Source organism: Vibrio sp. B1ASS3, from assembly GCF_905175355.1.
Classification (GTDB): domain Bacteria; phylum Pseudomonadota; class Gammaproteobacteria; order Enterobacterales; family Vibrionaceae; genus Vibrio; species Vibrio owensii.
This window is the reverse complement of record NZ_HG992743.1, coordinates 1,149,611-1,174,247: the sequence shown is the minus strand read 5'-3', so window position 1 is coordinate 1,174,247 and position 24,637 is coordinate 1,149,611. Positions and strand designations below refer to the sequence as shown.

Genomic DNA, 24,637 nt, shown 5'->3' with positions numbered 1-24,637 from the left:
CTTGGACAAGCTGTAATAATGGCAATATTCATACTGATAACCTTCTGTTCCTTAGTTTTTGTCTAAGTTCGTATTAGGGTAAAGCTCGGTTACTTGCGTTTGGAGCTTGATGTTCTCCAGTTCTTCCTGACTGGTTAGGCCAACGCCAACTTGGCTTACTGCTAGGGCAGAAAGCGCGGTAGCGAAGCGCAGTAAATCGTTTTTCGGCATCACTTGCATGTGACCCCAGCACAAGCCAGCAACAAGCGTATCGCCAGCACCAACAGTGCTTACTACATTCATTCGTGGTGGTTGAGCACGCAACCATTCGCCTTGGTTAAGCCACATCACGCCGTCTGCACCCATAGAGACTACGATGTTCTCGATGCCTTTATCGCTTAGCGTTTGCGCTGCTTCTTGGCATTGTTCTGGCGTTGCAAGGTGCTCGCCGACAAAGTCACTTAGCTCTTCGTCGTTTGGTTTGATCAACCAAGGGTGAGCGTCGATGCCTACGCGTAGTGCCGCTTTGCTGCTATCGAACAAGACTTTCTTGCCTTGCTGATGCAGTTTTTCAATCCATGCTGCGCATTGCTCTGCAGTAACCCCCCCCGGTAGGCTGCCTGCCAATACAAAGTAATCGTGTGTTTCTGCAAGGCGGAATAGGGTTTCTTCAAAGCGCGCGATTTCTTCTGCCGTAACTTGAACGCCAGGGAAGTTGATGTCGCTTACTTGGCCATCTGCTTCAACCAATTTCACGTTGATGCGAGTTGCGCCTTCGACTTCAACGAACTCGTTTTTAACCTTGATATCGCTAAATAGCTGGTGGAACAACTCAGGGTTGTCTTTGCCAAGAAAGCCCGTCGCTGTAACGTCTGCACCTAGGTCACTAAGAACTTTCGCTACGTTTACGCCTTTACCGGCCGCGTGTAGGTTGCTCTTTTCAACTAGGCTGACAGAACCCACTTTAATTGAGTCCAGCGAACCTGTTAGGTCAAGGGCAGGGTTAAGCGTGATGGTAACGACTTTGTTGGTTTTCAATACTGTCATTCTCTCGCCCCTTAACCTTCGCCAAGACCAGATGCGATTGCTTTGCCGATTGACTCAAGTGCTTGTGCAGCATCTGGACCTTCAGCAGAGAATTGAAGCTGGTGACCGTGTTTCACGCCTAGCGCGATAACTTTCATTAGGCTCTTCGCGTTTACCGCTTTGCCGTCGCCATCTAGGTTTGCCACACGAATGGTAGATTCGAACTTCTTCGCTTCAGCAACTAGCATTGCGCCAGGACGAGCGTGTAGGCCGTGAGCGTTTTTGATTTTGAAGATTGCTGTGTTGCCATCTTCGGCCGCTTCAGTTGCCATTTCTTCGCCTTTGAACAGTGCAAGGATCTGCTCAGCAGAAGCATCAAGCAATTTGCTGTGTTCGTTGTTAAACACAAGCTTTGAAATTGTGCTTAGGATAGATTGGTGAGCGTTGTTGCAAGCTGCAAATGCAACTAGAGCACGCACTTTCTCGCCTTCAAACTCACAATCATTGGCTGTTGATACAAAAGAAACGCCAGTGCGAGTTACTTGTTTATCACTACCAACAAGCCATAGACCTTGGCCTAGATGCGTTGGCGTTTTTGTTACTAGATCTGCAACGAACTCCGTACCTGCACAACCTGTGTTTTTTAGTAGGCCGCCAGCTACCGCGCTCATTTGAATCATGTCGCTTGCTGGGAATAGAAGTTGAATGAGAGAAGCATCGAAATCCGCTTCTAGCTGAACGTCGCCGTGAAGTAGGGCAATGATGTCGTCTTCATTTTTCGCATTGCGTAGACGCTCTTCAACGCCGTCCGCACCCAATACTTTTGTTAGCTGCTTAAGAATGCCCAAGTGCTCGTCTGATTTCGCTGCAATACCGATAGCAACGTAAACTGTGTTGCCGTCGCCCCATTCAACACCTTCTGGGAAGTGGTGAACAGCAACGCCCGTGGTTTTCACCATTGAGCGCGTGTCAGTCGTGCCGTGTGGAATCGCGATACCGTTACCTAGAAAAGTAGAGTTCTGGTTTTCACGGTTTAGCATGCCTTCTACATAGCCTTGTTCAACCAGACCTTTGTCTGTCAGGCTCTGAGCGATGCTTTTGATCGCTTCAAACTTATCTGTAGCGGATTGAGATAGGGTAATGTCGTTCTTACTTAGCTTAAGCATGGTGCTTCTCCAGCCTTAAGGTATCTATTTCTAATTCATCTTGGCTACGCAGTACTTTGTTTGCGTAACGCCGTTTATCTATAGTTGCTGAACGTGTCTTTGTTCGTCATTTCTCTATTCGAGACGGTTTTGCTTAACAACAATTTGCTGAACAAAAGAAACTGAATCGATTCAGCACTTGGTTAAATTTTTTAAAACACTCAGCGAAACTGTTTTTAAAATCGAAACTTAACCACTCAGTGTCTCAATGCTTTTAAAGCCTAGCAAAGGGAGACTGTATTGCTTGATTTTGGTGATTCTCGTCAATTTTTGAGTTTTGCTGAATCCTTTCAGCTTTTATACTGAATCGGTTCAGCATATAATTCAACTTATCGAAGGATCGTTGATGTATTAATATGATCCCGCGCACAGAATAGGGCTTAGAATATGACACTGGATGAAATAGCGAAATTAGCTGGGGTTTCAAAGACCACGGCAAGCTATGTGATTAACGGAAAAGCGCAGAAATACCGCATCAGCGAAAAGACTCAAAAGAAAGTCATGGCGGTGGTTGAGCAGTACAATTACAAACCGGATCACGCAGCATCTTCTTTAAGAGCGGGCAACTCACGTTCGTTCGGTTTGATCATTCCAGATTTAGAGAACACCAGTTACGCACGTTTAGCAAAACTGATTGAACAGAACTCGCGTAAAGCGGGCTACCAAATTTTGATTGGCTGTTCTGATGATGATCCGCAAACCGAGCAAAAGGTTGCAGAGGCGCTTGTGAGTCGTCGTATTGATGCGCTATTCGTTGCGAGCAGTATGCCAGCAGCCAGCGAATATTATCTTAAGCTGCAAAACTCGGGCACGCCCGTTATCGCACTTGACCGTCCAATGGATGATGAGCACTTCTGTTGTGTGATCAGTGAAGACTTTGATGCGGCGTTTGAGTTAACAGAATCGGTATTGTCTTCAGAGATTGATTCGATTGGTTTGATTGGTGCGTTAGAAGAACTGCAAGTCTCTAAAGAGCGTGAACTTGGTTTCCGTTCGGCTTGTCAGCAAGGTAGCACTGGCGTTTTGGTTGGCTATGGTCAGCACTTCTCCCGTGAAGAAGGCAAGAAGGTGCTTGAGGGCTGGATCGCAAAGGGCAAGCTGCCGGATGCTGTGGTGACCATGTCTTACACCTTATTAGAAGGCGTGTTAGACGTGATGCTAGAAAAGCCAGAGTTGATGGGCAAAGTACGTTTGGCCACGTTTGGTGATAACCGCTTGCTCGATTTCCTTCCAATCAAAATCAACTCTCTTCCACAGCAGTTTGAGCTGATTGCCGACAGCGCAATGGAGTTGGCGCTTAATGCCTCAGCTAAACGCTATAAAGCGGGTGTAGAGTTGATTCCGCGTAAGATTGTAAAGCGCCACACCGACGCTAAAACTTAATTTCTACCGTCAGCGCCACAAATGCGTGGTCGCTGGCGTTTTTATCTCTCTCAAAAGACGGATTGATTAAGTGCGCATCCAGCACTTGGTAGTTCGTGACTTCTGCTATTGATACATTGGCGTACGCATCAAACTCTTGCGACAACAAGATGTAATCCAACACGTTTCCTTTCGCAAAGTGATAGTGCGTTGCTGGTCGTGACTCCAATGAGGGCGTTACTTGCAATTCCCATCCGTCGTTGAGTTGTAAATCAATGACGCTGTCACCATAATGCTCAGTCAAGACATTGTTAACGCTGGTTGAAGTGATGCCTTGGTTCATATCACCCATTAATACTGTCGGCATTGGATTCAAAGCATACTGCCTTTGCATTGCGTCACGCAGCATTGCCGCTTCCCAACCACGTTGTTGCGTAGATAGCCAACGGGCAATTGGTCTGCTCGCTTGTTCTGGAGTGGTTGAATCGGCAGGGCGCTGTGACTTCAAATGTGTGACGTATACAGAGATATGACCAATAATTGGGTGAACAACACAGGCACGGACGGGTTTGCGGCTAAAAGGTGGAGCGTCGATATCACCAAAGGCATTGAGCGCGTCTTTATCGAACGTGACCGCTTCAAAGCTTTCAATCGGAAAACGCGAGGCCACTGCAACCACTGGGCGAGAATAAATGTAATCGCCTTCAATGTGCGGCGTATCGACACAAGCAAAGTGTTCATAACCCATTTCAGCAAAGAAGGTTTTGGTTTCTTCGATGCTGAACACTTCTTGCAAGCCGATGATGTCGGGATTAAGTTGTTCGAACTGCGATTTGGTCCAAGCGAGTTTGTCCTGCCAATCGTCGCGAGAATAAATGTTCTCGAAGTCGTAATACGCGCCAGGTGGTGCAACAAAGTTAAACAGGTTGGCGGTGGCAAAGGTAATGTGGTTCTTATTAGACAAAATATCGCTCGTTCAAGGAGTTATTGGGTGAGTATATACCCAATTGGACAAGATGAGTGAAGATCACGTTTCTATTTGTACGCATTCCGTTTAAACTCCGTTCATCAAGAAAAATGAGTAACGAACATGACCCAAGATTACGAACACGAAGAGTATTTAGAAGGCGAAGAGATTGAGATCGAAGCGATCGGTATCGACGTTGATGCGCACCCAATTGAGCTGTACAAGCTTTTCAAAATCGCGAACTTGGTGAGTGGTGGTGGTGAAGCAAAACACATCATCGAAGAAGGTTACGTTGCCGTAAACGGTGAGCTAGAAACTCGTAAACGTCGCAAAATGTACGACGGTGATTTCTTCGAATTTAACCAAGAGTACTACGTTGTGGTATGTGACGCGCCAGTAACCGAACCTGAAACTGCTGAAGAAAAAGCAGAGAAGAAGGCGAAGAAAGAAGCGCAAGCGGCACGTAAAGAAAAGTCTCGCTCGAAAAAGAACGACAAACCAAGTGCTAAAGGCCCTAAATCTACCGGTCGTAAAGCAGCGCACAAAGAGCGTAAAGCACAAAAAGAAGCATTGTCTCAATCTGCTAAGAAAGGCAAGAAAGAGGAAAAGCCGCAGGTTGCACGCGATCCTAAAAGTGGTCGTAACTCTATCGACTTCTTCTAAGCGATTTGTTTCGATATTAAAATCGACGTAAACATAAAAGCGCCGCCTTGGTGAGTAACCTTGGCGGCGCTTTTGTATCTAAAGCAATTTAATCTGTATCTGTGGTAACGCGTTTAATGTAGCACTTTGGCTGTTTCTTTTTGCTCAGTCCAATGGTGAATCGAGTTTGGTTTCGCAAGATAAAAGCCTTGGTAGTAATCCAAGTTTAGTGCTTGCATGGCTGAAAGCTGTGTATTCTCTTCGACACCTTCGATGACCACTTTTGCGTTCATCTCTTCAGCAAGCTCTACTGCATTGGCGATCGCTAATGTGTCACCAGAGCAATAATCGAGTAGGTAAGAGCGATCTATTTTAATGATGTCTGGGCAAAGCTGCTTAACACGTGACATATCTGAATGGTGAGAGCCAAAATCATCAATCGCAAATAAGAAGCCGTTTGCTCTCATGAGTTGCACTGCTTGAATCAAAAGTTCTGTATCACCGCAAGATTCCTCAACGACTTCAAAGACCACATCAGAAGGTTCCATACCTAACTCAAACAATCGTTTGTAGAGCAGGCCATTGTCTTTAAAGCCCATGTCTTTGGTCAGCGTCAGCAAGGTTTGTGGCATGACATTAAGAAACAGCTTTATTGGTGAACCTGCAAAGTGACGAGCAAAGTTACGGATATGAATCGCACGGGAGAGAAATTCAATACAAAGTCGGAAGTAAGTATCGATGCTGGCATCAGCAAAGAAGAGATCCGGTCGAATATTCGTGCCATCTGCACCACGAATACGCAGCAGGGCTTCCATCCCGATCATTTGTTGGTGTTTATCAAAAATAGGCTGATAAACACTGTGGAAAGTGTATTGATTGAGCACAACGTAGTATTCGCCAAGGCTGTCCTGCCTTATGTACTGCTCGTAGTCGGACTGCTTCTTTAACTCCATGAAAAACGCCAAAAAATTAGCATGAAAACGACTGTAACAGGATGGAATTCCGATTTGAAGCGCTACGCTGTCTTATTTTTGAAGCCTATTGAGTTAATTTGAAATAGATTCCGATTTTTTCTCGATGTATCTAAAAAACATTGATAGACCGAAACAAATCAGGAAGTAAACGAAGCCGACAATTAGCCAGATTTCGAAAATGTAGCCTGAGGAGTTAGCCATCTCTGTGCCGACAAAGGTCATTTCTTGAATCGAGATCAGCGAAACGATGGAGGTGTCTTTAACCAGTGAAATGGTTTGTCCTGCAAGTGCGGGTGTAATCGCTTTTAGCACCTGTGGCGCGATGATGAAACGGTATTTCACCCAACGAGATAGACCAAGCGAGTCAGCCGCTTCCCACTGGCCTTTATCGACGCTCTGCAAACCGGCACGAACCACTTCAGCAATGTAGGCAGAAGAGAGCAAACCCACACAAAGCACTCCGGACGCAAGGTTTTCCCATAGGTTAGCAGGGCCAAAGAAGAAGTGCTGAACCGCGTTAGGTTCGCCGCGATAGTTACGGAGAAGGTCTTCCAAGCCAAGTAATGGGATTAACTGATTAGAGATGAAAAAGTAGAAGATGAATACGAACACCAAAGGTGGAATGTTTCGTACCAATTGAATAAATGCGTTGGCAGGCGTGCGCAACCAAACTGTATTTGAAAAACGCGCTAACCCAAGCAATGTACCTAATACGAGAGCAAAAATGATGCCCCAAAGGCTCAAGCGTAGTGTTGAGATTAAGCCTTGGAAGAAATACGGCAAGCCGCCATCTGCTCTTGGGGTGAACAAGAGGTCGATTGCTTCTTTCCAATGCCAGATGTAGTTTACGCCGACGGTAGAACGATGATAGAGCCAAACCCCAGCCAACGCGCAGATGGCAAGCAGTACCCAATCGAGTAGGTTAAAACGACTTAAGAAGAAGCCTGATTTTGCTTTGGTTGGTGCAACGCGAGTGGTGGTTTGTCCGCTCAAGGTTTAACTCCGATAGTAAAGAAGAAAACCGACCCGCAGTACGAGTCGGTGTTGTTAATTATTGCGACGATTTAGGTTACTGACCTTGTGCAACTTGGTCTTGCCAATCTAGCGTTGAGAACCAGTACTCGTAACGCTCATCTAGCCAACCGTCTTGGGTACGAGCTTCAATCCACTCGTTGAAGAAGGCTTTCTTATCTTCTTCACCTAGACGAACAGCAAATGCCTCATTACCTTTGGATAGACGCTCAGTAAATGGAATGAACAGCTTGTCAGCATGTTTGATCGCTTCATGTTCCGGTTTCGGGCTTGATGCAATTACTGCGTGTGCGTTGCCGTTCAATACTTCTTGGAATGCTTGTGCATCGTCATCAAACTGAAGGATCTTCGCTTTAGGGAAAGTCTCACGCGCTACTTGCACAGTGAACGCGCCACGACGAGCGGCAATTTTCACACGGCGAGAGTCAAAGTCTGAAAACTCACTAAAGCCCGCCGCTAGCTCTTTGTTTGCTGCTACTTGAACGCCTGAGTGCGAGTAAGGTTCAGTAAACAATACGCTCTTTGAACGTTCTGGCGTAATCGACATGCCGCCAATGATTACGTCGAATTTCTTAGCAAGAAGAGCAGGGATGATGCCATCCCACGCTGTCGGTACAAACTCAACTTTTAAGCCTGTATCCGCTGCGAGTCGCTTCGCCACATCGATTTCAAAACCAATCAACTCACCTTGTTTATTACGCATTGCCCAAGGTACAAATGTCGACATACCAACGCGCAGCGTGCCACGCTCTTTGATTTGATCAACGTTTGGTGTCGCTGCTTCTTCATTGGCTAATGAAGGTAAAGCAATTGCAAGCCCTAATAATGCAGTAATGGTCGCTTTGAATAACTTCATGTTATCTCCTTATAATTTGCGCCAACTGGCTCCTAGTTTGTGTTCTAGCCAAGCGGATAAGCCAGAAAGTGATAATGTGAGAGCCAGGTAGATTGCTGCCACAGTAAACCAAATCTCAAACGGCATCGCCGTTTCAGATACGATGTTTCTCGCCTCGGTTGTCAGGTCGAATATTGCCATCACACTGACGATTGAAGAGTTCTTAATCAGTGACACCACTTCGTTAGTCAAGGGTGGCAAAGTGCGTTGAAGTACCTGTGGAAGAATCACGTCTTTGTAGGCAAACAAAGGGGATAAACCTAAGGTTTTGGCGGCTTCAAACTGACCTTTTGGAATGCTGTTTAAGCCCGCACGGAAGATTTCTGCGGTATAAGCACCTTGGAATAGTGACAGTGCTAAAACAGCGGTACTGAATCTATCTAACCCAATGACGGGGCCAAACACGAAATAGAGTAGGTATATTTGCACCAGTAGTGGGGTATTGCGAATCAACTCGACATAAGCGGTGCCGATCGCGTTACCAACTTTTGAGTTGCTGAGTCGCAATAATGCGGTGACGAAACCAATCACTAGTGTGAAGAAAAGACTGATCGCCGAAATTTTTAAGGTGACGATAAGACCGTCGACCAATTCCGCTGGCCACCACTCACCATCTTCGTAAAAGGCGATGTAATCGGGTACGCGCTCCCATTGCCATTGGTACCCCATCGCTTGTGCGCCGGAATCGAGTACCCACACGATCGCTATCAATAGAATGGCGATTTGTAATATGGCTTGTAAAACAGGTTTTAGGATTCGAATTACCATAGGCTAGTAGCTCAGAATCTGATTCAAAAACGCTTGGGTTCGTGGATGCTGCGGTGTTTCGAAAAGGGCTACTGGGGAGTTCATCTCGATGATTTCACCTTCGTCCATAAACACCACTCGATTCGCCACTTTCTTAGCAAAGCCCATTTCGTGCGTCACACAAATCATGGTCATGCCGCTTTGTGCGAGTTCCACCATCACGTCTAGCACTTCGTTGATCATCTCAGGATCGAGTGCCGAAGTCGGTTCATCAAACAACAATAGATCGGGCTCCATACAAAGGGAACGCGCGATAGCAACACGTTGCTGCTGACCACCAGAAAGTTGAATTGGATACTTATTGGCTTGCTCTTCGATGTTCACGCGCTTGAGATAATGCATTGCACGTTCTTCCGCTTCTTGTTTGGATAGCTTTAACGTGCGGATAGGAGCAAGAGTGAGGTTTTCTAACACGGTAAGATGTGGAAACAGATGAAAGTGCTGGAACACCATGCCGACTTTGCCAGGTTTTTGAGCTTTAGAATCGGCTGGTTGTTCGAAGACGCTGAGTTCACCTTCTTGGATGGATTCTAAGTGGTTGATACAACGAATGAGTGTTGATTTACCTGAACCGGAAGGGCCACAAACAACAACGATTTCACCGGTGTGTACTGAAAAATTAATGTCTTTGAGGGCGTGATATTCACCATACCACTTGTTTACGCCGCTGAACTCAACAACGATATTTTTCTCTTTCAAGGCTGCCAACTTTTAGAATAAATTTCTTTCTACAATAACAAGTTATTAACCGTATTGCACCTGTTAATCAAGCATAAACTGTCCAACTGGTGAGCAAATAACTTGTGATAAAACTAACCGATAATATAGTCAGTTTTAGAGGAAACGGATCACTATGGCGAACACGGACATCGTGATTAAATATTGGGCGGAATAGTAGGTGGTCATGACCACTTGTCGAGAGAAAATCGACGTGCCACCGAAGCGTTCAAACGCCAAAACCGCACCGGATAAAGTAAAGACAAAGCTGCCTAAAACTGCAAATGCGGAAGATTGGGTTTTACCACTGGCGTAGTACTCCATCGACATCCACAACATAGTCATGAGGACGAAGATGTAACTCGCGACAGACCATTTCTCTTTCCCCAAATCGGGTTTAAAGAAGAAATAAGCGCAGAGGCCGACGCCGAACACCGCAAAAGGCAACCAAGGTGTAAAGTGCCAAGCTGCCATATTAATGAAGCCTAAGGCGTAACAAATTAATGCTAGGCAAAATAGCTTAATACCGAGAATGAACTTGTCTTTCGGGTGCATCATGACTAAGTCACCGATAAGCGAAATTGACAGACCGGCGATGATCCACTGAGTGTAGGGAAGGTGATTTGAAGGTGATAGGAGTAGCATTCCAATCATGGCGACGATCGGAAGCGGTTTGGTCAAAAAGAATAGCCACTTTGGGCCAGTCTTAATACTGATGATATGTATGAACGCACAAGCTATGACAATCAGCCACATACGAATAACTCTTGAATAGACGACTAAACGCTCATCTTTTTATGAGCAAGCTAAAAAATGACACTTCGAATAGTAAGCACTTGGTTTGTTTTTGGTCATCGGCTTACATAACAACATCGAACCATCGCTTATTTGTTAGTTTTCTAGCAGAAAAGTTCAATATTTATCGAGTTGTCAATGTTGCGCTAAATTAACATAAAAAAACGGCATTGTGTCCGTGTAGACACAATGCCGTCAAAAGGCAGTAATTTAATAGCTCGAGTCGTTATGCAACGGCAAGTTCTAGAATTTTACGGCTGTTTTCTAGGTCGATTGCTTGGTTTTCGCCAAGAACCGTCATGCCGTGTTTGTTCAGTTGATCAATCACAGCATCGATAGCTGCTTGACGGTCATCACCGTAACCTTCCAGTTGAGTCGCGACTTCTAGCTGATGGTAGAAAGCTTCAATCGATTGGATTGTGCGTTCTGCCAAATCTTCACCTTCTGCCAAGCCAAATACGTTACGACCCATTTGCTCAAGCTTAGGACGTTTGAATTCCATTTGGTTACGAAGTAGAGATGGTTGAATGATCGCTAGTGAACGAGCGTGGTCTACGTGCCATAGTGCAGTCAGCTCGTGGCCAATCATGTGCGTTGCCCAATCTTGAGGAACGCCGCTACCGATTAGACCGTTCAATGCTTGGTTTGCTGTCCACATTAGGTTCGCACGCCATTGGTCGTTATCACGTTCTGCGAACTGATCACCCAATACTTTTAGGTTTTTAAGTAGCGCTTCTGCGTAACCGTCTTGAACCATTGCGCCAGTTGGCAGCGTTAGGTATTGCTCACATACGTGCACCCACGCATCAACTAGGCCGTTGATAAGCTGACGCTCTGGTAGAGTTTTCATTACGTCTGGATCAAGCACGGCAAATTTTGGTTGAACAGCAGGCGCTAGAAATGCCAATTTATCTTGGGTTTCTTTCTTAGTGATTACTGCGCCCATGTTTGACTCAGAACCTGTTGCAGGCAAAGTAAGAATCGCAGCAAGCGGCGTTGCTTCTGTTACTTGATGTTTGCCTACCATGATGTCCCAACCGTCACCGTCGTATTTTGCAGATGCTGCAACGTACTTAGAACCATCGATAACTGAACCACCACCAACAGCTAGGATAAAATCAACGTTTTGCTCTTTTACGATAGCAACCGCTTTATCTAATGTCTCTTTTGTTGGATTTGGCTCTACACCTGAAAACTCAAGCCATTCGCGGCCTTCTAATGCTTGTGCTACTTGGTCGTAAACACCGTTCTTTTTAATAGAACCACCACCGTAGATAACGAGCACTTTTTGATCGGCAGGGATCGCTTCTTTGATTGCTGCGATTTGGCCTTGGCCGAAGAAGATTTGAGTTGGGTTGACGTATGAAAAGTTCATTATTAGACCTCTTGCTTCCAATGTGAGGAGAGTGAATACATGCATATTAGTACGCGTTTGTGAGAACGAGTAGGCCGATTTCTGCAAATTTATTGCCTATTTCTACAAATGTGCGTTTCTTATGCTGGAACTGTAATCAGAACTCCAAGTATAGTGCGTGCATAACTATTGGAGTGACAAGATGAAGACACTTGCTGAGATCATGCAGCAATACGCCACTAAATTTGGTTTAGACGATTTAGAGGGCATCAAAGAAACCGCCATTGATGGGGTATGGTTCTACCGCAGTAGCAAAGGGAACAATCGCCAACCGTTTGTGTATCAGTCTGGCATCATCGTTTTAGGACAAGGCTACAAAAACATTCACATTGGCCAAACACCAGTACGTTATGGCCCAGATGACTATTTGGTTGTCGGTGTACCCATGCCACTTGAGTGTGAAGCGATTGCTGTTGACGATGAGCCTTTATTGGGCATCTCCATCGACATTTCTCCCGCCATGCTGCAAAAGTTGGTCAAGAAGTTGGAATCACAACGCTTCAGTAATGTTTGTGAGGATGACACTCGCTGTGGGTTGAAATCGGTACGCATGAACGACCAAATGTTGGATGCGTGCAAACGCCTTATGACGGCATTATGCAGCGATCTTGAAGTCGCAATGCTCGGTGACATGCTGTTAGAAGAAATTGTGTACCGCACGCTGGTGAGTGAATCTGGTCATGTTCTGTTTGAGCTCGCACACCAAGAAGGTTCTTACGCAAGGGTAGCAAAAGCGCTAAACCGTGTTCATCAGGAATACCACGAACAACTCAATGTCCAAACCTTGGCTGAAGAAGCGAACATGAGTGTCTCTGCATTCCACCAAGCGTTTAGAAGTGTGACTCTAGAGTCGCCTTTGCAATACATCAAAAAGGTGCGTTTAAACAAGGCACGTGAATTGATTCAGTTAGAGGGGCGCCGAGTGAACGATGCTGCGCGCCTTGTGGGTTACAGCAGCCCATCACAGTTCAGTCGAGAGTACAAGCGACACTTCAACGAAACACCCAGATCAACAAAGGCTTAGTGATCTTTATTTCAAAAGTAGGACTTTTTTTGTCTTTTTTAATAAATTGCGATCGATATATTTATTTGGGCAATGAAATTAGTTGTTGGTGCAAAATAAGGTGTTAATTGTTGCAATCATTTAGTGGATTCTTGAGAGGTGCTGCTGAAAATTTATAAATACATAGTGTGAAATGCTGCACTTGTACTTAAGTTATTTTACGTCGAAACAAAAGTAACTATACGTGTTAGTTAAGCGTATTTTGTATTGTATTAACAATAACTTAAGGAAGAGCAATATGCACCTTAGAAGTGGGAAAGCAGTGAAGAGTGCCTTTACACTCAGTACATTAACTGCGTCTTGTCTAATGGCCTTCAACAGCTATGCAGCGGTTGATTGTGCACCTCTAGAAGTTTGGGATTCGTCGAAGGTTTATAACGGCGGTGACCAAGTTCAACACGAAGGTAACGCTTATAAAGCGCGCTACTGGACTCAAAACAATAATCCAGCGCAAGCAGGTGAATGGGGTGAGTGGGAAAATCTAGGTGCTTGTAGTGGCACTGGCCCTGTAGATCCTCCAGTTAATGAAGTGCCTACTGTGACGTTAACATCCCCTAGTGCATCGGCTTCTATAACTGCCGGAGATGTTGTAAATCTTGCTGCAGACGCTGCTGACACGGATGGTTCAATTAGTAAGGTTGAATTCTTTGTTGATGGCGCATTAGTCGGTACCTCTACCGCAGCACCTTTCACTGCTTCATGGACGGCGACTGAAGGTGCCCACGAATTCTCGACTAAAGCGTATGATGATAAAAACGCTGTTAGTGTCGCGAGTGCCGTAACGCTAACAGTAAACGCGGGTCAACCGGGTAATGAAGCGCCGACTGTAGATGTCGCTCTTTCAGCGACTTCTGTTGAACTAGGCGCGACGGTTACCGTTACAGCTAATGCCGCTGATGCGGATGGTACAGTGGCGAAAGTTGAATTCTTTGCTGCCGGTTCTCTTGTTGGTACAGTAACAACAGCACCATACGCGGTAGATTTCACGCCAGCACAAGCGGGCAGTGTTTCTATTTACGCGAAAGCGACAGACGATGCAGGCGCAACAACAGATTCTTCTCTTGTATCTCTGACAGTAAATGGCGGTGCAATCACATCGAATTGTCGTCCTGACGGCCTCTACCAAACGGCTGGTGTCGATGTCCCTTACTGTACAATTTACGATGAAGAGGGTCGTGAATTAATGGGGGCTGATCACCCACGTCGTGTGATCGGTTACTTCACTAGCTGGCGCAGTGGCGATGACCCACAAGCCGCTTACTTAGTAAAAGACATTCCATGGGATCAACTTACCCACATTAACTACGCGTTCGTCAGTATTGGTTCAGACGGCAAAGTAAACGTTGGTGATGTGACAGATCCAACGAACCCGGCAACAGGTAAAACTTGGCCGGGCGTAGAAGTAGATCCAGCACTTGGCTTTAAAGGTCACTTCGGTGCGCTAGCAACTTACAAGCAAAAACATGACGTTAAAACACTGATTTCAATTGGTGGTTGGGCTGAAACAGGCGGTCACTTCGGTGCTGATGGCAACCGCGTTGCTGACGGTGGTTTCTACACCATGACAACCAACGCGGATGGTTCTATTAACCACGCGGGTATCGAGAAGTTCGCTACGTCTGCTGTTGAAATGATGCGTACCTACAAATTCGACGGTTTAGACATCGACTACGAGTACCCAACATCAATGGCGGGCGCTGGTAACCCTTACGATAAAGACTTTATGGAACCACGTCGTCCATACCTATGGGCTTCTTACCAAGAGCTAATGAAAGTTCTGCGTGAGAAATTGGATGCGGCGTCTGCACAAGATGGCATCCACTACATGCTGACTATCGCAGCGCCTTCTTCAGGTTACCTATTGCGTGGTATGGAAACGTTCGACGTCACTAAGTACCTCGATTACGTGAACATTATGACTTACGATTTGCATGGTGCTTGGAACGACCACGTTGGCCACAACGCGGCATTGTTCGATACGGGTAAAGACTCTGAGCTTGCTCAATGGAACGTGTACGGCACGGCTGCTTACGGCGGTATCGGTTACTTGAACACTGACTGGGCTTACCATTACTTCCGTGGCTCTATGCCAGCAGGTCGTATTAACATTGGTGTGCCTTACTACACCCGTGGTTGGCAAGGTGTAACTGGTGGTGATAACGGTCTATGGGGCCGCGCTGCACTTCCTAATCAATCAGAGTGTGCTCCAGGCACTGGCGAAGGAGAGAAGAACAACTGTGGTCACGGCGCTATCGGTATCGATAACATGTGGCATGATACTGACCCTAAAGGCAACGAAATGGGCGCAGGTTCAAACCCAATGTGGCACGCGAAGAACCTAGAGAAGGGCATTTGGGGTTCTTACGCTCAAGCTTACGGTCTTGACCCTGTAAATGATCCTTCCGATAAGTTTGTCGGTTCTTACACGCGTCATTACGATGATGTTGCTGTAGCCCCTTGGCTATGGAATGCAGAGAAGAGCGTATTCCTATCAACAGAGGACAAAGCGTCTGTTGAAGTGAAAGCGGACTACGTTATCGACAAAGAAATCGGCGGCATCATGTTCTGGGAGCTAGCAGGTGACTATAACTGTTACGTACTAGACGCGAACGGTAACCGTACGACGATTGATGCAACAGAACAAGCTTGTGCTGCGGGCAATGGTGAATACCACATGGGTAACACTATGACTAAAGCGATTTACGACAAGTTTAAGTCTGCAACGCCTTACGGTAACAAGATCGCAACTGGTGCAATCCCAACCGAAGCAGTAGACATTGCAGTGAGTGTTGGTGGCTTCAAAGTCGGTGACCAAAACTACCCAATCAACCCTAAGATCACGTTCACAAACAACACGGGTCAAGCGATTCCTGGTGGTACAGAATTCCAGTTCGATATTCCTGTATCTGCACCAGATAACGCGAAAGATCAGTCTGGCGGCGGTCTAAGTGTGATTGCTTCTGGTCATACTCGTGCGAACAACATTGGTGGTTTGGATGGCGTAATGCACCGCGTATCTTTCTCTCTACCTGCATGGAAAGACCTACCAGCGGGCGGCACTTACGAACTTGATATGGTTTACTACCTACCAATCTCTGGTCCAGCTAACTACACGGTGATTTCTGGCGGTAAAGAGTTTGCGTTCAAGTTTGAACAACCAGACCTACCAATTGGTGACCTAAACTCTGGTACTGGTGGCGGCGGTGGTACTGAGCCGGGTACATGTGATACTACGGGTCTAGTTACTTACCCAGATCTTCCGCAAACAGATTGGCAAGGTAACCCAAGCCACGCTAACCAAGGTGATAAAGTGATTCACAATGGTGTGGTATACCAAGCAAACTGGTGGACTGCATCAGAGCCGGGTAGCGATGGTAGCTGGTCTACAGTATGTAATGTCTAATCCAGATTAGTTGGACAGTAAAAGCGCGCGATTCACATCGCGCGCTTTTTATTTGGTGGAGCGTTGGGAGTTGCTATGACGAATAGCTGAGTGCAAAGGTCAGAACTCATAGCCTTCTGGGATCACGACAATGCCTTTTTCTGACACATGGAATCGTTTTGCATCTTCAATTTTGTTCATGCCGATTTGAGTGTGCGGCGGGATGCGAACATGCTTATCGATGATACAACTTACCAGCTGACTACCTTCACCAACTTCGACATCGTCAAAGATAATACTGTCGACTACCGTCGCGCTGTCGTGAATGCGTACATTAGAAGCAATAACCGAATGCTGAACTGAACCGCCCGAGTTAATTACGCCGTTTGCAATGATGGAATTAATGAAAATACCTTCATTACCAGTCGCAGAAGATACCGTTCTTGCTGGCGGAAACTGAGCTTCGTAAGTGCGAATCGCCCAGTTTGGTTGGTATAAGTTCATTGGTGGGACGGGTTCTAACAAGTCCATATTGGCTTCATAGAAAGAGTCAATGGTACCGACATCGCGCCAGTAACAGTCTTTGTCTACACGTCCTTTACTACCACAGAATTTGTAAGCATAAACTGATTGAGAATCGATGAGTTTTGGAATGATGTCTTTGCCAAAGTCGTGACTTGAATCGTCGAGTTTTGCGTCCTCTTCAAGCGCATCTTGCAAAACTTCCATATCGAAGATGTAAATCCCCATAGACGCTAGACTCTGCGTTGGGTCGTTAGGAAGAGTAGGTGGGTTCTTCGGCTTCTCGACAAAGGACTCGACCAAACCATTCTCTTTAATGCCCATTACGCCAAATGCAGTTGCTTCTTCGACAGGCACATCCATACATGCGACCGTTAACTTCGCGCCGTTTTCTTTGTGCTCTTCCAGCATTGCTGCGTAGTCCATGCGATAAATGTGGTCGCCGGACAGAACGACGACATACTTGGCGTCGTTTCGAGATAATAGCCACATGTTGTGGTAAATGGCATCTGCTGTGCCTTCATACCATGCACCACCTTTGCGCATTTGAGGTGGAACTGCAGTGATGTATTCACCAAGTTCGGGATTGAAGATCGACCAACCATCTCGCAAGTGCTTTTGTAGCGAGTGTGATTTGTATTGAGTTAACACTAAAATCTTTCTTAAACCTGAATGAAGACAATTAGTTAGTGTGAAATCAATAATGCGATATTTACCGCCAAATGGAACGGCTGGTTTGGCTCTGTCATCGGTAAGAGGGCTCAACCTTGATCCCATACCGCCAGCTAAGATTACTGCGAGTGCGTCTTGCATAATGTTCCCTTTCCCTTATGTTACGTACATCGAAAGCAACTTAAAGCCTGAGGAGTTAGCCAACTGCTGGTGGCTTTCGAGTGACGTTGTTGAGTGTCCTTTGAACTTATAAATGGTAGTGCTATATAACGTAGTACAAGATTCGAGCCATTGGATTTTGTTAATAAAATCAATGCCCTTTAGAGGTGGGGTATTATTTATTGCACTATATTAGGGAGTGAGGAAATTGTTGCTGCACCGAATTGGTGAAATAAAGTAAATACTTTAATTTGGTGGTTTCAGTTTACAGTGTAAAGGGCTTTAAAAACAATAAATTAGCGGTCATTTAAAATGAAAACAGGAGCACCATGGCTCCTGTTTGTTTGAGATAAACGTTTAACGCTATGAAAGGCCGATAATATTGCCTTGATCGTCAAGATCGAGATTCATGAACGCGGGTTTATCCGGTAAACCAGGCATGGTCATAACATTACCTGAAAGCGCGTAAACAAAACCAGCACCTGCACATAAGCGTAGCTCACGAATAGGAACGCTAAAGCCACTTGGCGCTCCTTTTATAGCTGAATCAGTGGTAATGGAGAGCGGCGTTTTCGCAATGCATACCGCTAGTTCATCAAAGCCCAATTGTTCAAAGTGCTTTAGCTGTTGTGTCGCGAGTTCACTCATTTCAATGTTTGCAGCGCCGTAACCCGCTTCGCAAACGGCCATGAGTTTCTCTTTTAGAGTTTGCTCTTTGCGGTAAAGAGGGCGGAAATCAGAAGCTTGTTCACACGTTTCAACAACGTGTTGCGCTAGTTCTATGGCTCCTTCACCACCTTGACCAAATGCTGTGCTGACGGCCACCTTTACTTCCGGGTTAAATTCATGAATCAACGCCTTAAGTACTGCCAATTCTTGCTGAGAATCTTGTGGGAATTGGTTGATGGCAACCACGGCAGGGATACCGTATTTATGGACATTGTTAATGTGCCACTTTAAGTTTTCAAATCCTGCTTCAAGTGCAGCTTGGTCTGGATTGAAAATTGAATCCGGAATGGCCATACCTGGGCGCAGATCATAGTGACCTGAGTTTGCTTTTAAACCACGTAACGTAGCGACAATCACGACACAATCTGGTGCACGACCCGCAGCAGGCGCTTTAATGTTACACGCTTTCTCGAATCCCATGTCTGAGCCAAAACCCGCCTCAGTGACAACGTAACTAGAAAGCTTTAGTGCAATTTGGTCTGCGATGATAGAAGAGTTGCCGTGAGCGATGTTCGCAAATGGACCCGCGTGGATTAGGGTTGGCACACCTTCTAGTGTTTGCATCAAAGTTGGTGCAATCGTCTCTTTTAGTGTAACCGCCATTGCACCAGCAACTTGCAAGTCTTCAGTTGTCACTGGAAGGCCATCTAAGTTGTAAGCCACGACGATACGGCCAATGCGTTGGCGCAGATCTTTTAAGTCTTTAGCTAAAGCGAGGATCGCCATTAGCTCAGAAGCGGCAGAGATATCAAAACCTTCTTCGCGCTCAAAGCCGTTAATGGTTTTTCCTTCTTCATTTAGTCCAATCTTAACCATGCGCAGTGCACGGTCGTTGTGGTCCATCACGCGTTTCCAAGTGATTCGCTCAACATCGATTTTCAATGCTTTTAAGCCAGTACGGGCTTCGAACGCCTCGTAGCCTTCACGTTGTTCATGATAAAGGCGAGCATCTAATGCAGCAGAGGCCAAGTTATGTGCCGCTGTTACCGCGTGAATATCACCGGTTAGATGTAGGTTTAACTCATCCATTGGTGCAACTTGGGAATAACCACCACCTGCAGCGCCACCTTTGACACCAAAGACTGGCCCCATTGATGGTTGACGGATACACGCCATTACAGATTGGTTGATCTTAGATAAACCTTGAGAAAGGCCGATTGTAGTTACGGTTTTACCTTCACCCAGAGGGGTAGGTGTAATTGCAGTAACCAACACCAACTTGCCGTCTTGATTTGCGTTTAAGCGATCAAGACATTGGGGATGAACTTTAGCTTTGTGTTTTCCGTGTGTATCTAACTCTTGTGGTAAAAGACCGGCATTGGCAGCGACGGTAGCGATAGAAGACAACGGTGTGTTTCGGCAAATTTCAATATCAGACTGCATGGATACTCCAAAAAAATGGCTAACACGTGGCGTTCAACATCAAGTAAGCAAAAGACTTAGCAAGTGTTGCGCAAACGTTTGCGCGAGAATAATACTGGTAAAAAACGAGGTGTAAAGCAGTTCGTGCGCCTTAGCGTGCTACATCATAACAAAAACCACTAATTACTGCGCTAGATCAAAACAAAAAGGCCACCAAATGGTGACCTTCGCATATTTATTGCTCTAAGTACTTGGTTCTTAGCGATCCCAGTAGGTTTCTTCTAGGCTATCTTCACGCTCTGGTAGTGCACGTGATAAGCGAGGAGAGTGCTGAGTTAACACCTCGTAGCTTACACGGTTTGCGTACTTACAGATCTGAGATAGAGAAGAGTAAGTTAGGCAGCGTACTTCGTGTTTTTCAGAGTTTGGCACTTCTTTATGGTGGAATGAGTTCGCCGCCATGTCGTGTAGAAGCGCTGACAATGCTGCATCACCTGCACCGTTGGTGTTCTTGATCTCAAGTGGACCACCAAGGTAAGGGCCAATGTGTGAGTACACTTTCATTGGGTTTTGGCAATCGTCTTTACGCATTGCACGGCTAAACTCAAACTTGTTGAACTCTTCAATAGAGCCTTCAAGAATATCGTGCGTCGTTTCGCGTTTCACTTTCTCATCAGTGTAACCCGCCATGTAAAGACCGTCAGGACCTGCAGTACAAAGAACTAGATCTACCCATTCAAGCGCTTTATTCGCTGCTGCAAGTGGATCGCCTTCGCCTGTCAGTGCTGCGCCTTCTTCTTCGTTCATTGCAACAACAGATACGTTCTCGCGAATGTACTCTTGCCACCATTCAGCGTTGCCTTCGATCACATACTTAGTACCAAGCGTCAGTACTACAGGGACCTCGTGCTTCTTAGCAAACTCAATCGCACGTTGAACGGCTTGAGGCATTTGATCTTCTTCTTTACCACGCATTAGGTAAGAAGAAACAACCAGAGCAGATGCTTTGGTAAATACTTCTTCTGGAATGCTCTCTGGAGAGAGTTTGTTCATGTGACCTTCGTTGATCGCGAAAGTACGTTCGCCATCGTGAGTGATCAACGTGTAACAACGACCAATTGGACCATCTACGGTTTGTAGGTGGTTTAGGTTCATACGAGAAGAGGTACGGCACAGGTAACGGTAAGCGAAAGAACCAACTTGAATGTTCTTTGACATAACGCCGAGTAGCACTGATTTGCTGTCCGCAAGCACGGAGTAGTTGTGAAGAGTGTTACCGATAGTGTCACCTGGGTATTGGTGAGTAATCAGGCCTTGTTCTACTAGCTCTTCGTACAGTGCGTCCGCTTTGCTCTCTTCAAGAACGAGAGAATGTCCTTTACTTAGGTTGTATTTTTCTAAAAACGCATCATCTACGCGCGCTTCGATATCTACGATGGTTTGACCCACACCAACGACCGTAGGGCGGTACAATTTCGGTGCTTGTCGAATTTGGTTTACTAATGGATCTCGAGCGTGAGTTGGAAAGTAGTGTTTAGATTTTCGCTGACCAGGAAACTTCATGCTTGTTCTTGAGTGAGAAAAAAAGAGGCGGGATTGTATCACAAAATTTTGAAAATCGTTCCGTTTTCTTGCAAAGAAATTTGCCCGCTGAAAAATTCAACGGGCTGCTGTTTTTACACACAAATTGGGGTTAATTTGTAGGAGTTACAGTCGGTTCTACATAAGCTTTTGTGCCATATAGAGGAACAGTTGATAAGCTATGTTTGAAACTGCCTTCTGTCTCTTTGGTTGTGTAAGACAAGTAAAGTAGCGTTTGGTTTTCTGGATCGTAGATGCGACGTACTTTCATGGTCTTGAAGAAGATGCTTTTTGACTTCTTGAAGACGACTTCACCAGATTTGCTTTTATCAATCTTTGCAATCATCTCTGGCGTGATGTCACCTGTTTGACGACATGAAATAGAACTGTCACTTGGATCAGACAGGCTTAAATTCGCCTCGATAGAAGCAATATGACAGGTTACACCCGTCACGACTTCGTCTTGTAGGTGGCCGATTTTGATGTCTTTCATTGTGAACATACCCAGTGATACGTCACCCACTTCATTATCACTACACCCAGCCAGAACAGTTACCAAACCCAAAGCAAGCAAGCTTTTCTTCATTTTTCATCCCTTAATTAGGCTAATTTATTAATTCAATTTATCAGACGCACACACTTAAAACAAAATTTGGCGTTACCTCAGGAGTTTAGCTAGGTTTGTAAGAGGCTTCATGCTAATGTACCGCTCCAGAACAGATGACGCCTACATTTCTAATCAAAGTCCTGTTTTTCATTCGCTGTAAAACACTAGGCTTGCAGCGCTTAAGGTAAGAAAATGAACCAACAACAATTAGAAAGCATCAACAGAAAAAATGCGTGGTTGCATGATTTAGTAGAAGTCGAATTTCCTACTAAAGAAAGCATTGAAGGGCGAGCCATCTATACTCGTATGCTCGACGCTTTAACCTACGATGCTGTCGATAAAACTACGCTTTTAGAAAACGGGCAAGAGTTAACAGGGGACGACATCTTCCTTGTTGATTTTCATAGGCTTACCGTGATGTTTTCGATTCTACAGTCACAACGTTGGTCGGATAAGCACGAGCAAGAAATGATCGTCGAATACTTAACTCAGATCATTTTGACACCTGAGTTTGAGCTTTATGTCGGTTTTAAACAAGGCGAGGCTGTAGCAGCTGCAATTGTCAGCCAATATGAAGGCAACACACTTGTTTCTGACATTACCGTTTCTCAAAACTTGGATAAATCGCAGTTTGTGTGTGATTTGGCGAAAAAATTGAACGACGATCAAAAGTTGTGTGAAACAATAGTTGTAGAAAATTGATCAATGTCGGTCCCAGATGGGGATTTGGCATTTAATATGTGCAACAACATTCTTTCTCGGCTGGGCGACACATGGTTATGCGTTTGACGCGTTTATTGGCTCTATTTCTATGCCTAGGGACGGCCGCAGTCAATGCTGACCAAACGGATTGGGAAATCAAAAAAGTACTGGTTTTACATTCGTATGAGCCCTCATACCAATGGACCAATGACATTCAACGTGGTGTCGAAGAGGGCTTTGAGCAGACCAACAGCGAAGTCAAACTATCGATCGAATACCTAGACGCTAAGCGCGTGCATTCAGATGGCTATTTTCAAAACATGGCCAATTATCTGCAGCTTAAATATCAAAACTACAAGTTTGACGGCATCATCATCTCGGACGACGCTGCATTAGAATTTTCTAAACGTTACTTACCAAACGACGAACGCTCTGTACCTTTAGTGGCCGTTGGCATCAATAACACACAAGCAACGTTAGATTCTTTAAGCACTTCCGGTAGTATCTTGTATGAACAAGATAAAGTTATCGAAAACATCAAGCTCATCATTAAGCTACGTCCTCAGATAAAGAACTTGTATTATCTCGCCGACAGAAGCATGACATCGGAACTGGTTCATGCTCGTGTTGTAGAAGAGATGAAGAAGTTTCCACAAATCAATTTGATTGAGCTTCGGGATGAACCTTTGGCTGAAGCTGCGGATCGGCTTTCAAAGATTAACCCAAATGATGCCGTGCTGCTGACTCATTTCAACACAGAAGCGGAACAAGGCCATTACCATTCTTACCAAGAAGTGGCACACGTTATTGGCGCTAAAAGTGTTGCTCCTGTATTTGTCTTGTGGGAAATGTACCTAGAAGAACCGGGTATCTTGGGGGGATTCTTAAATCGTTCGAAGCAATATGGTCACGAAGCCGCAGAGCTAATGGCTGCCAAGTTGGGTCTATCGATGACCAAAACCGAGAACGAATTGATTTCTGAAGCCGTATTAGATTTCGTGGCTATTCAAAAATATGGTATCAGTCGCTACGACATTCCTAAATCAGCCCACATTATCAATGCACCGCCTCCTGCAGTTAAAGTTAATATCAAACTGTTGCTCTTTGCTTGTGCGCTGATAGTTCTGCTTTCTTTGGTCATTGTTAGTCAGTTTATGACCATTCGCCAGCGTAAGGTGATCGATCAGAAGAACCGCAAGATCGTGACCTTACAAAAGCGCACCTTGAGCGTTCAAAAGGAGATGATTCACGTTCTTGGCGAGGCGATTGAATCGCGCTCTGGTGAGACAGGACAGCACGTTAAACGTGTTGCTAGATTGTCTGCGACCTTGGCTGAGTTTTGCGGGTTAAGCCATCGTGAAGTTGAGATGATTGAAGTCATCAGCCCAATGCATGACGTTGGTAAGATTTCGGTTCCTGAATCTATCTTGGACAAAAGTGGCAAGTTAGATGAGGCTGAATGGGAAATCATGAAGCGCCATACGGTGAAAGGTTATGAATTGCTGAACAATCGTGAAGGCGAAATCACTAAGTTGGCCGCCATTGTTGCTCATGAACACCATGAGCGTTGGGACGGTACGGGTTATCCGAATGGCCTAAAAGGTGAGGAGATTCATCTGTTTGCACGTATTGTGGCGATTGCCGATGTTTTTGACGCCTTACTGAGTGAACGCTGTTATAAGCGAGCTTGGACGGTTGAAGAAGTTGTGGATCTGTTTACGCGTGAAAAAGGTAAACACTTTGATCCAACGCTGAGCCAATTGTTATTGGATAATTTGGACGACTTTATAGAAGTGCGTTATTTATATCCAGATTCTGAAGTTTAATCCTTTCCTTTGTACCGAGTGAAGTTTCATATTTCTTAATTTAGGGGCTTCATTCGGTGATCTCGCTTAAAAAATCATTAATTCCTCTTTCTCATTTCTACGAAATGCCAAGTCTGTCGTTTAAACATTTCTAAACTTACCTATCATGTTGATACATATTTAGTATAAATAAATAAGTCAATAAGGCCAATTAAATTGGTCAGCTAAAGTCTTTAAG

20 protein-coding genes are annotated in these 24,637 nt (G+C 45.3%); 6 read left to right on the top strand and 14 right to left on the bottom strand.

The genetic code is table 11. From position 1 onward, the window contains the following. Window positions 1-51 precede the first annotated feature (51 nt). Together pfkB and fruB are read right to left on the bottom strand one after the other, a co-directional pair. On the bottom strand, window positions 52-1,026 hold the full coding sequence (gene pfkB, locus KJB05_RS23760) for a 1-phosphofructokinase (protein WP_208444205.1): 975 nt from the start codon (window positions 1,024-1,026) through the stop codon (window positions 52-54). An 11-nt stretch (window positions 1,027-1,037) separates the two neighbouring features. Continuing rightward, window positions 1,038-2,171 (bottom strand): fused PTS fructose transporter subunit IIA/HPr protein, encoded by a 1,134-nt coding sequence (fruB, locus tag KJB05_RS23755; protein WP_005441930.1) that lies wholly within the window; start codon window positions 2,169-2,171, stop codon window positions 1,038-1,040. 426 nt (window positions 2,172-2,597) lie between these two features. On the opposite strand from fruB, the gene cra reads away from it, so the two are divergent. After that, entirely contained in the window at window positions 2,598-3,593 is a 996-nt protein-coding gene (gene cra / locus KJB05_RS23750; protein WP_208444206.1) for a catabolite repressor/activator, read from the top strand. On the opposite strand, the gene KJB05_RS23745 is transcribed toward cra, so the two are convergent. Then, window positions 3,583-4,536, bottom strand: coding sequence for an endonuclease/exonuclease/phosphatase family protein (locus KJB05_RS23745; RefSeq protein WP_208444207.1), 954 nt, complete (start codon window positions 4,534-4,536; stop codon window positions 3,583-3,585). The genes cra and KJB05_RS23745 overlap by 11 nt on opposite strands. Window positions 4,537-4,662: 126 nt before the next feature. Between KJB05_RS23745 and KJB05_RS23740 the strand changes: the two genes are divergently transcribed. Next, a complete protein-coding gene (locus tag KJB05_RS23740; protein ID WP_005441925.1) occupies window positions 4,663-5,202 on the top strand; it encodes an RNA-binding S4 domain-containing protein in 540 nt (179 codons plus the stop codon). Window positions 5,203-5,315: 113 nt separating this feature from the next. Here KJB05_RS23740 and KJB05_RS23735 read toward each other — a convergent pair whose 3' ends face one another. From KJB05_RS23735 to KJB05_RS23705, 7 genes are all read right to left on the bottom strand, one after another. Next, window positions 5,316-6,134 (bottom strand): EAL domain-containing protein, encoded by an 819-nt coding sequence (locus KJB05_RS23735; protein WP_132697314.1) that lies wholly within the window; start codon window positions 6,132-6,134, stop codon window positions 5,316-5,318. A 93-nt stretch (window positions 6,135-6,227) separates the two neighbouring features. Beyond that, window positions 6,228-7,148: an amino acid ABC transporter permease gene (locus KJB05_RS23730; protein WP_208444208.1), complete on the bottom strand. Its 921-nt coding sequence runs from the start codon at window positions 7,146-7,148 to the stop codon at window positions 6,228-6,230. Between the two features lie 76 nt (window positions 7,149-7,224). Continuing rightward, the gene (locus KJB05_RS23725) at window positions 7,225-8,043 is read right to left on the bottom strand and encodes a transporter substrate-binding domain-containing protein (protein ID WP_038894847.1); all 819 of its coding nucleotides are present in this window, start codon (window positions 8,041-8,043) and stop codon (window positions 7,225-7,227) included. Between the two features lie 9 nt (window positions 8,044-8,052). Beyond that, window positions 8,053-8,850, bottom strand: coding sequence for an amino acid ABC transporter permease (locus tag KJB05_RS23720; protein WP_009704484.1), 798 nt, complete (start codon window positions 8,848-8,850; stop codon window positions 8,053-8,055). A 3-nt stretch (window positions 8,851-8,853) separates the two neighbouring features. Next, window positions 8,854-9,588 carry an amino acid ABC transporter ATP-binding protein gene (locus tag KJB05_RS23715; protein ID WP_009704483.1) on the bottom strand — a complete coding sequence of 245 codons (735 nt, stop codon included), beginning with the start codon at window positions 9,586-9,588 and terminating at the stop codon, window positions 8,854-8,856. Between the two features lie 135 nt (window positions 9,589-9,723). Beyond that, window positions 9,724-10,362 (bottom strand): lysoplasmalogenase, encoded by a 639-nt coding sequence (locus KJB05_RS23710; protein ID WP_005441916.1) that lies wholly within the window; start codon window positions 10,360-10,362, stop codon window positions 9,724-9,726. 265 nt (window positions 10,363-10,627) lie between these two features. Next, window positions 10,628-11,776 (bottom strand): iron-containing alcohol dehydrogenase, encoded by a 1,149-nt coding sequence (locus KJB05_RS23705; RefSeq protein WP_009704481.1) that lies wholly within the window; start codon window positions 11,774-11,776, stop codon window positions 10,628-10,630. Between the two features lie 181 nt (window positions 11,777-11,957). Here KJB05_RS23705 and KJB05_RS23700 point away from each other — a divergent pair, with 181 nt between their 5' ends. Together KJB05_RS23700 and KJB05_RS23695 are read left to right on the top strand one after the other, a co-directional pair. Beyond that, window positions 11,958-12,839 carry an AraC family transcriptional regulator gene (locus KJB05_RS23700; protein ID WP_020197048.1) on the top strand — a complete coding sequence of 294 codons (882 nt, stop codon included), beginning with the start codon at window positions 11,958-11,960 and terminating at the stop codon, window positions 12,837-12,839. Between the two features lie 277 nt (window positions 12,840-13,116). Then, window positions 13,117-16,281, top strand: a complete 3,165-nt coding sequence (locus KJB05_RS23695; RefSeq protein ID WP_208444209.1) for a glycosyl hydrolase family 18 protein — start codon at window positions 13,117-13,119, stop codon at window positions 16,279-16,281. Window positions 16,282-16,380: 99 nt separating this feature from the next. On the opposite strand, the gene glgC is transcribed toward KJB05_RS23695, so the two are convergent. The 4 genes from glgC to KJB05_RS23675 form a co-directional block, all read right to left on the bottom strand. Next, on the bottom strand, window positions 16,381-17,595 hold the full coding sequence (glgC, locus tag KJB05_RS23690) for a glucose-1-phosphate adenylyltransferase (RefSeq protein WP_208444210.1): 1,215 nt from the start codon (window positions 17,593-17,595) through the stop codon (window positions 16,381-16,383). Window positions 17,596-17,976: 381 nt separating this feature from the next. After that, the gene (locus KJB05_RS23685) at window positions 17,977-19,725 is read right to left on the bottom strand and encodes a formate--tetrahydrofolate ligase (RefSeq protein ID WP_208444211.1); all 1,749 of its coding nucleotides are present in this window, start codon (window positions 19,723-19,725) and stop codon (window positions 17,977-17,979) included. 237 nt (window positions 19,726-19,962) lie between these two features. Then, the gene (locus tag KJB05_RS23680) at window positions 19,963-21,267 is read right to left on the bottom strand and encodes an inosine/guanosine kinase (protein ID WP_009704476.1); all 1,305 of its coding nucleotides are present in this window, start codon (window positions 21,265-21,267) and stop codon (window positions 19,963-19,965) included. A gap of 130 nt (window positions 21,268-21,397) precedes the next feature. After that, window positions 21,398-21,871 (bottom strand): CreA family protein, encoded by a 474-nt coding sequence (locus KJB05_RS23675; protein ID WP_005441905.1) that lies wholly within the window; start codon window positions 21,869-21,871, stop codon window positions 21,398-21,400. 213 nt (window positions 21,872-22,084) lie between these two features. Between KJB05_RS23675 and KJB05_RS23670 the strand changes: the two genes are divergently transcribed. Both KJB05_RS23670 and KJB05_RS23665 read left to right on the top strand, forming a co-directional pair. Further along, complete coding sequence (locus KJB05_RS23670; protein WP_005441903.1) at window positions 22,085-22,594, top strand: hypothetical protein; 510 nt, start codon at window positions 22,085-22,087, stop codon at window positions 22,592-22,594. A 71-nt stretch (window positions 22,595-22,665) separates the two neighbouring features. Continuing rightward, the gene (locus KJB05_RS23665; RefSeq protein WP_033006575.1) at window positions 22,666-24,420 is read left to right on the top strand and encodes an HD domain-containing phosphohydrolase; all 1,755 of its coding nucleotides are present in this window, start codon (window positions 22,666-22,668) and stop codon (window positions 24,418-24,420) included. The last annotated feature ends 217 nt before the right edge of the window (window positions 24,421-24,637 follow it).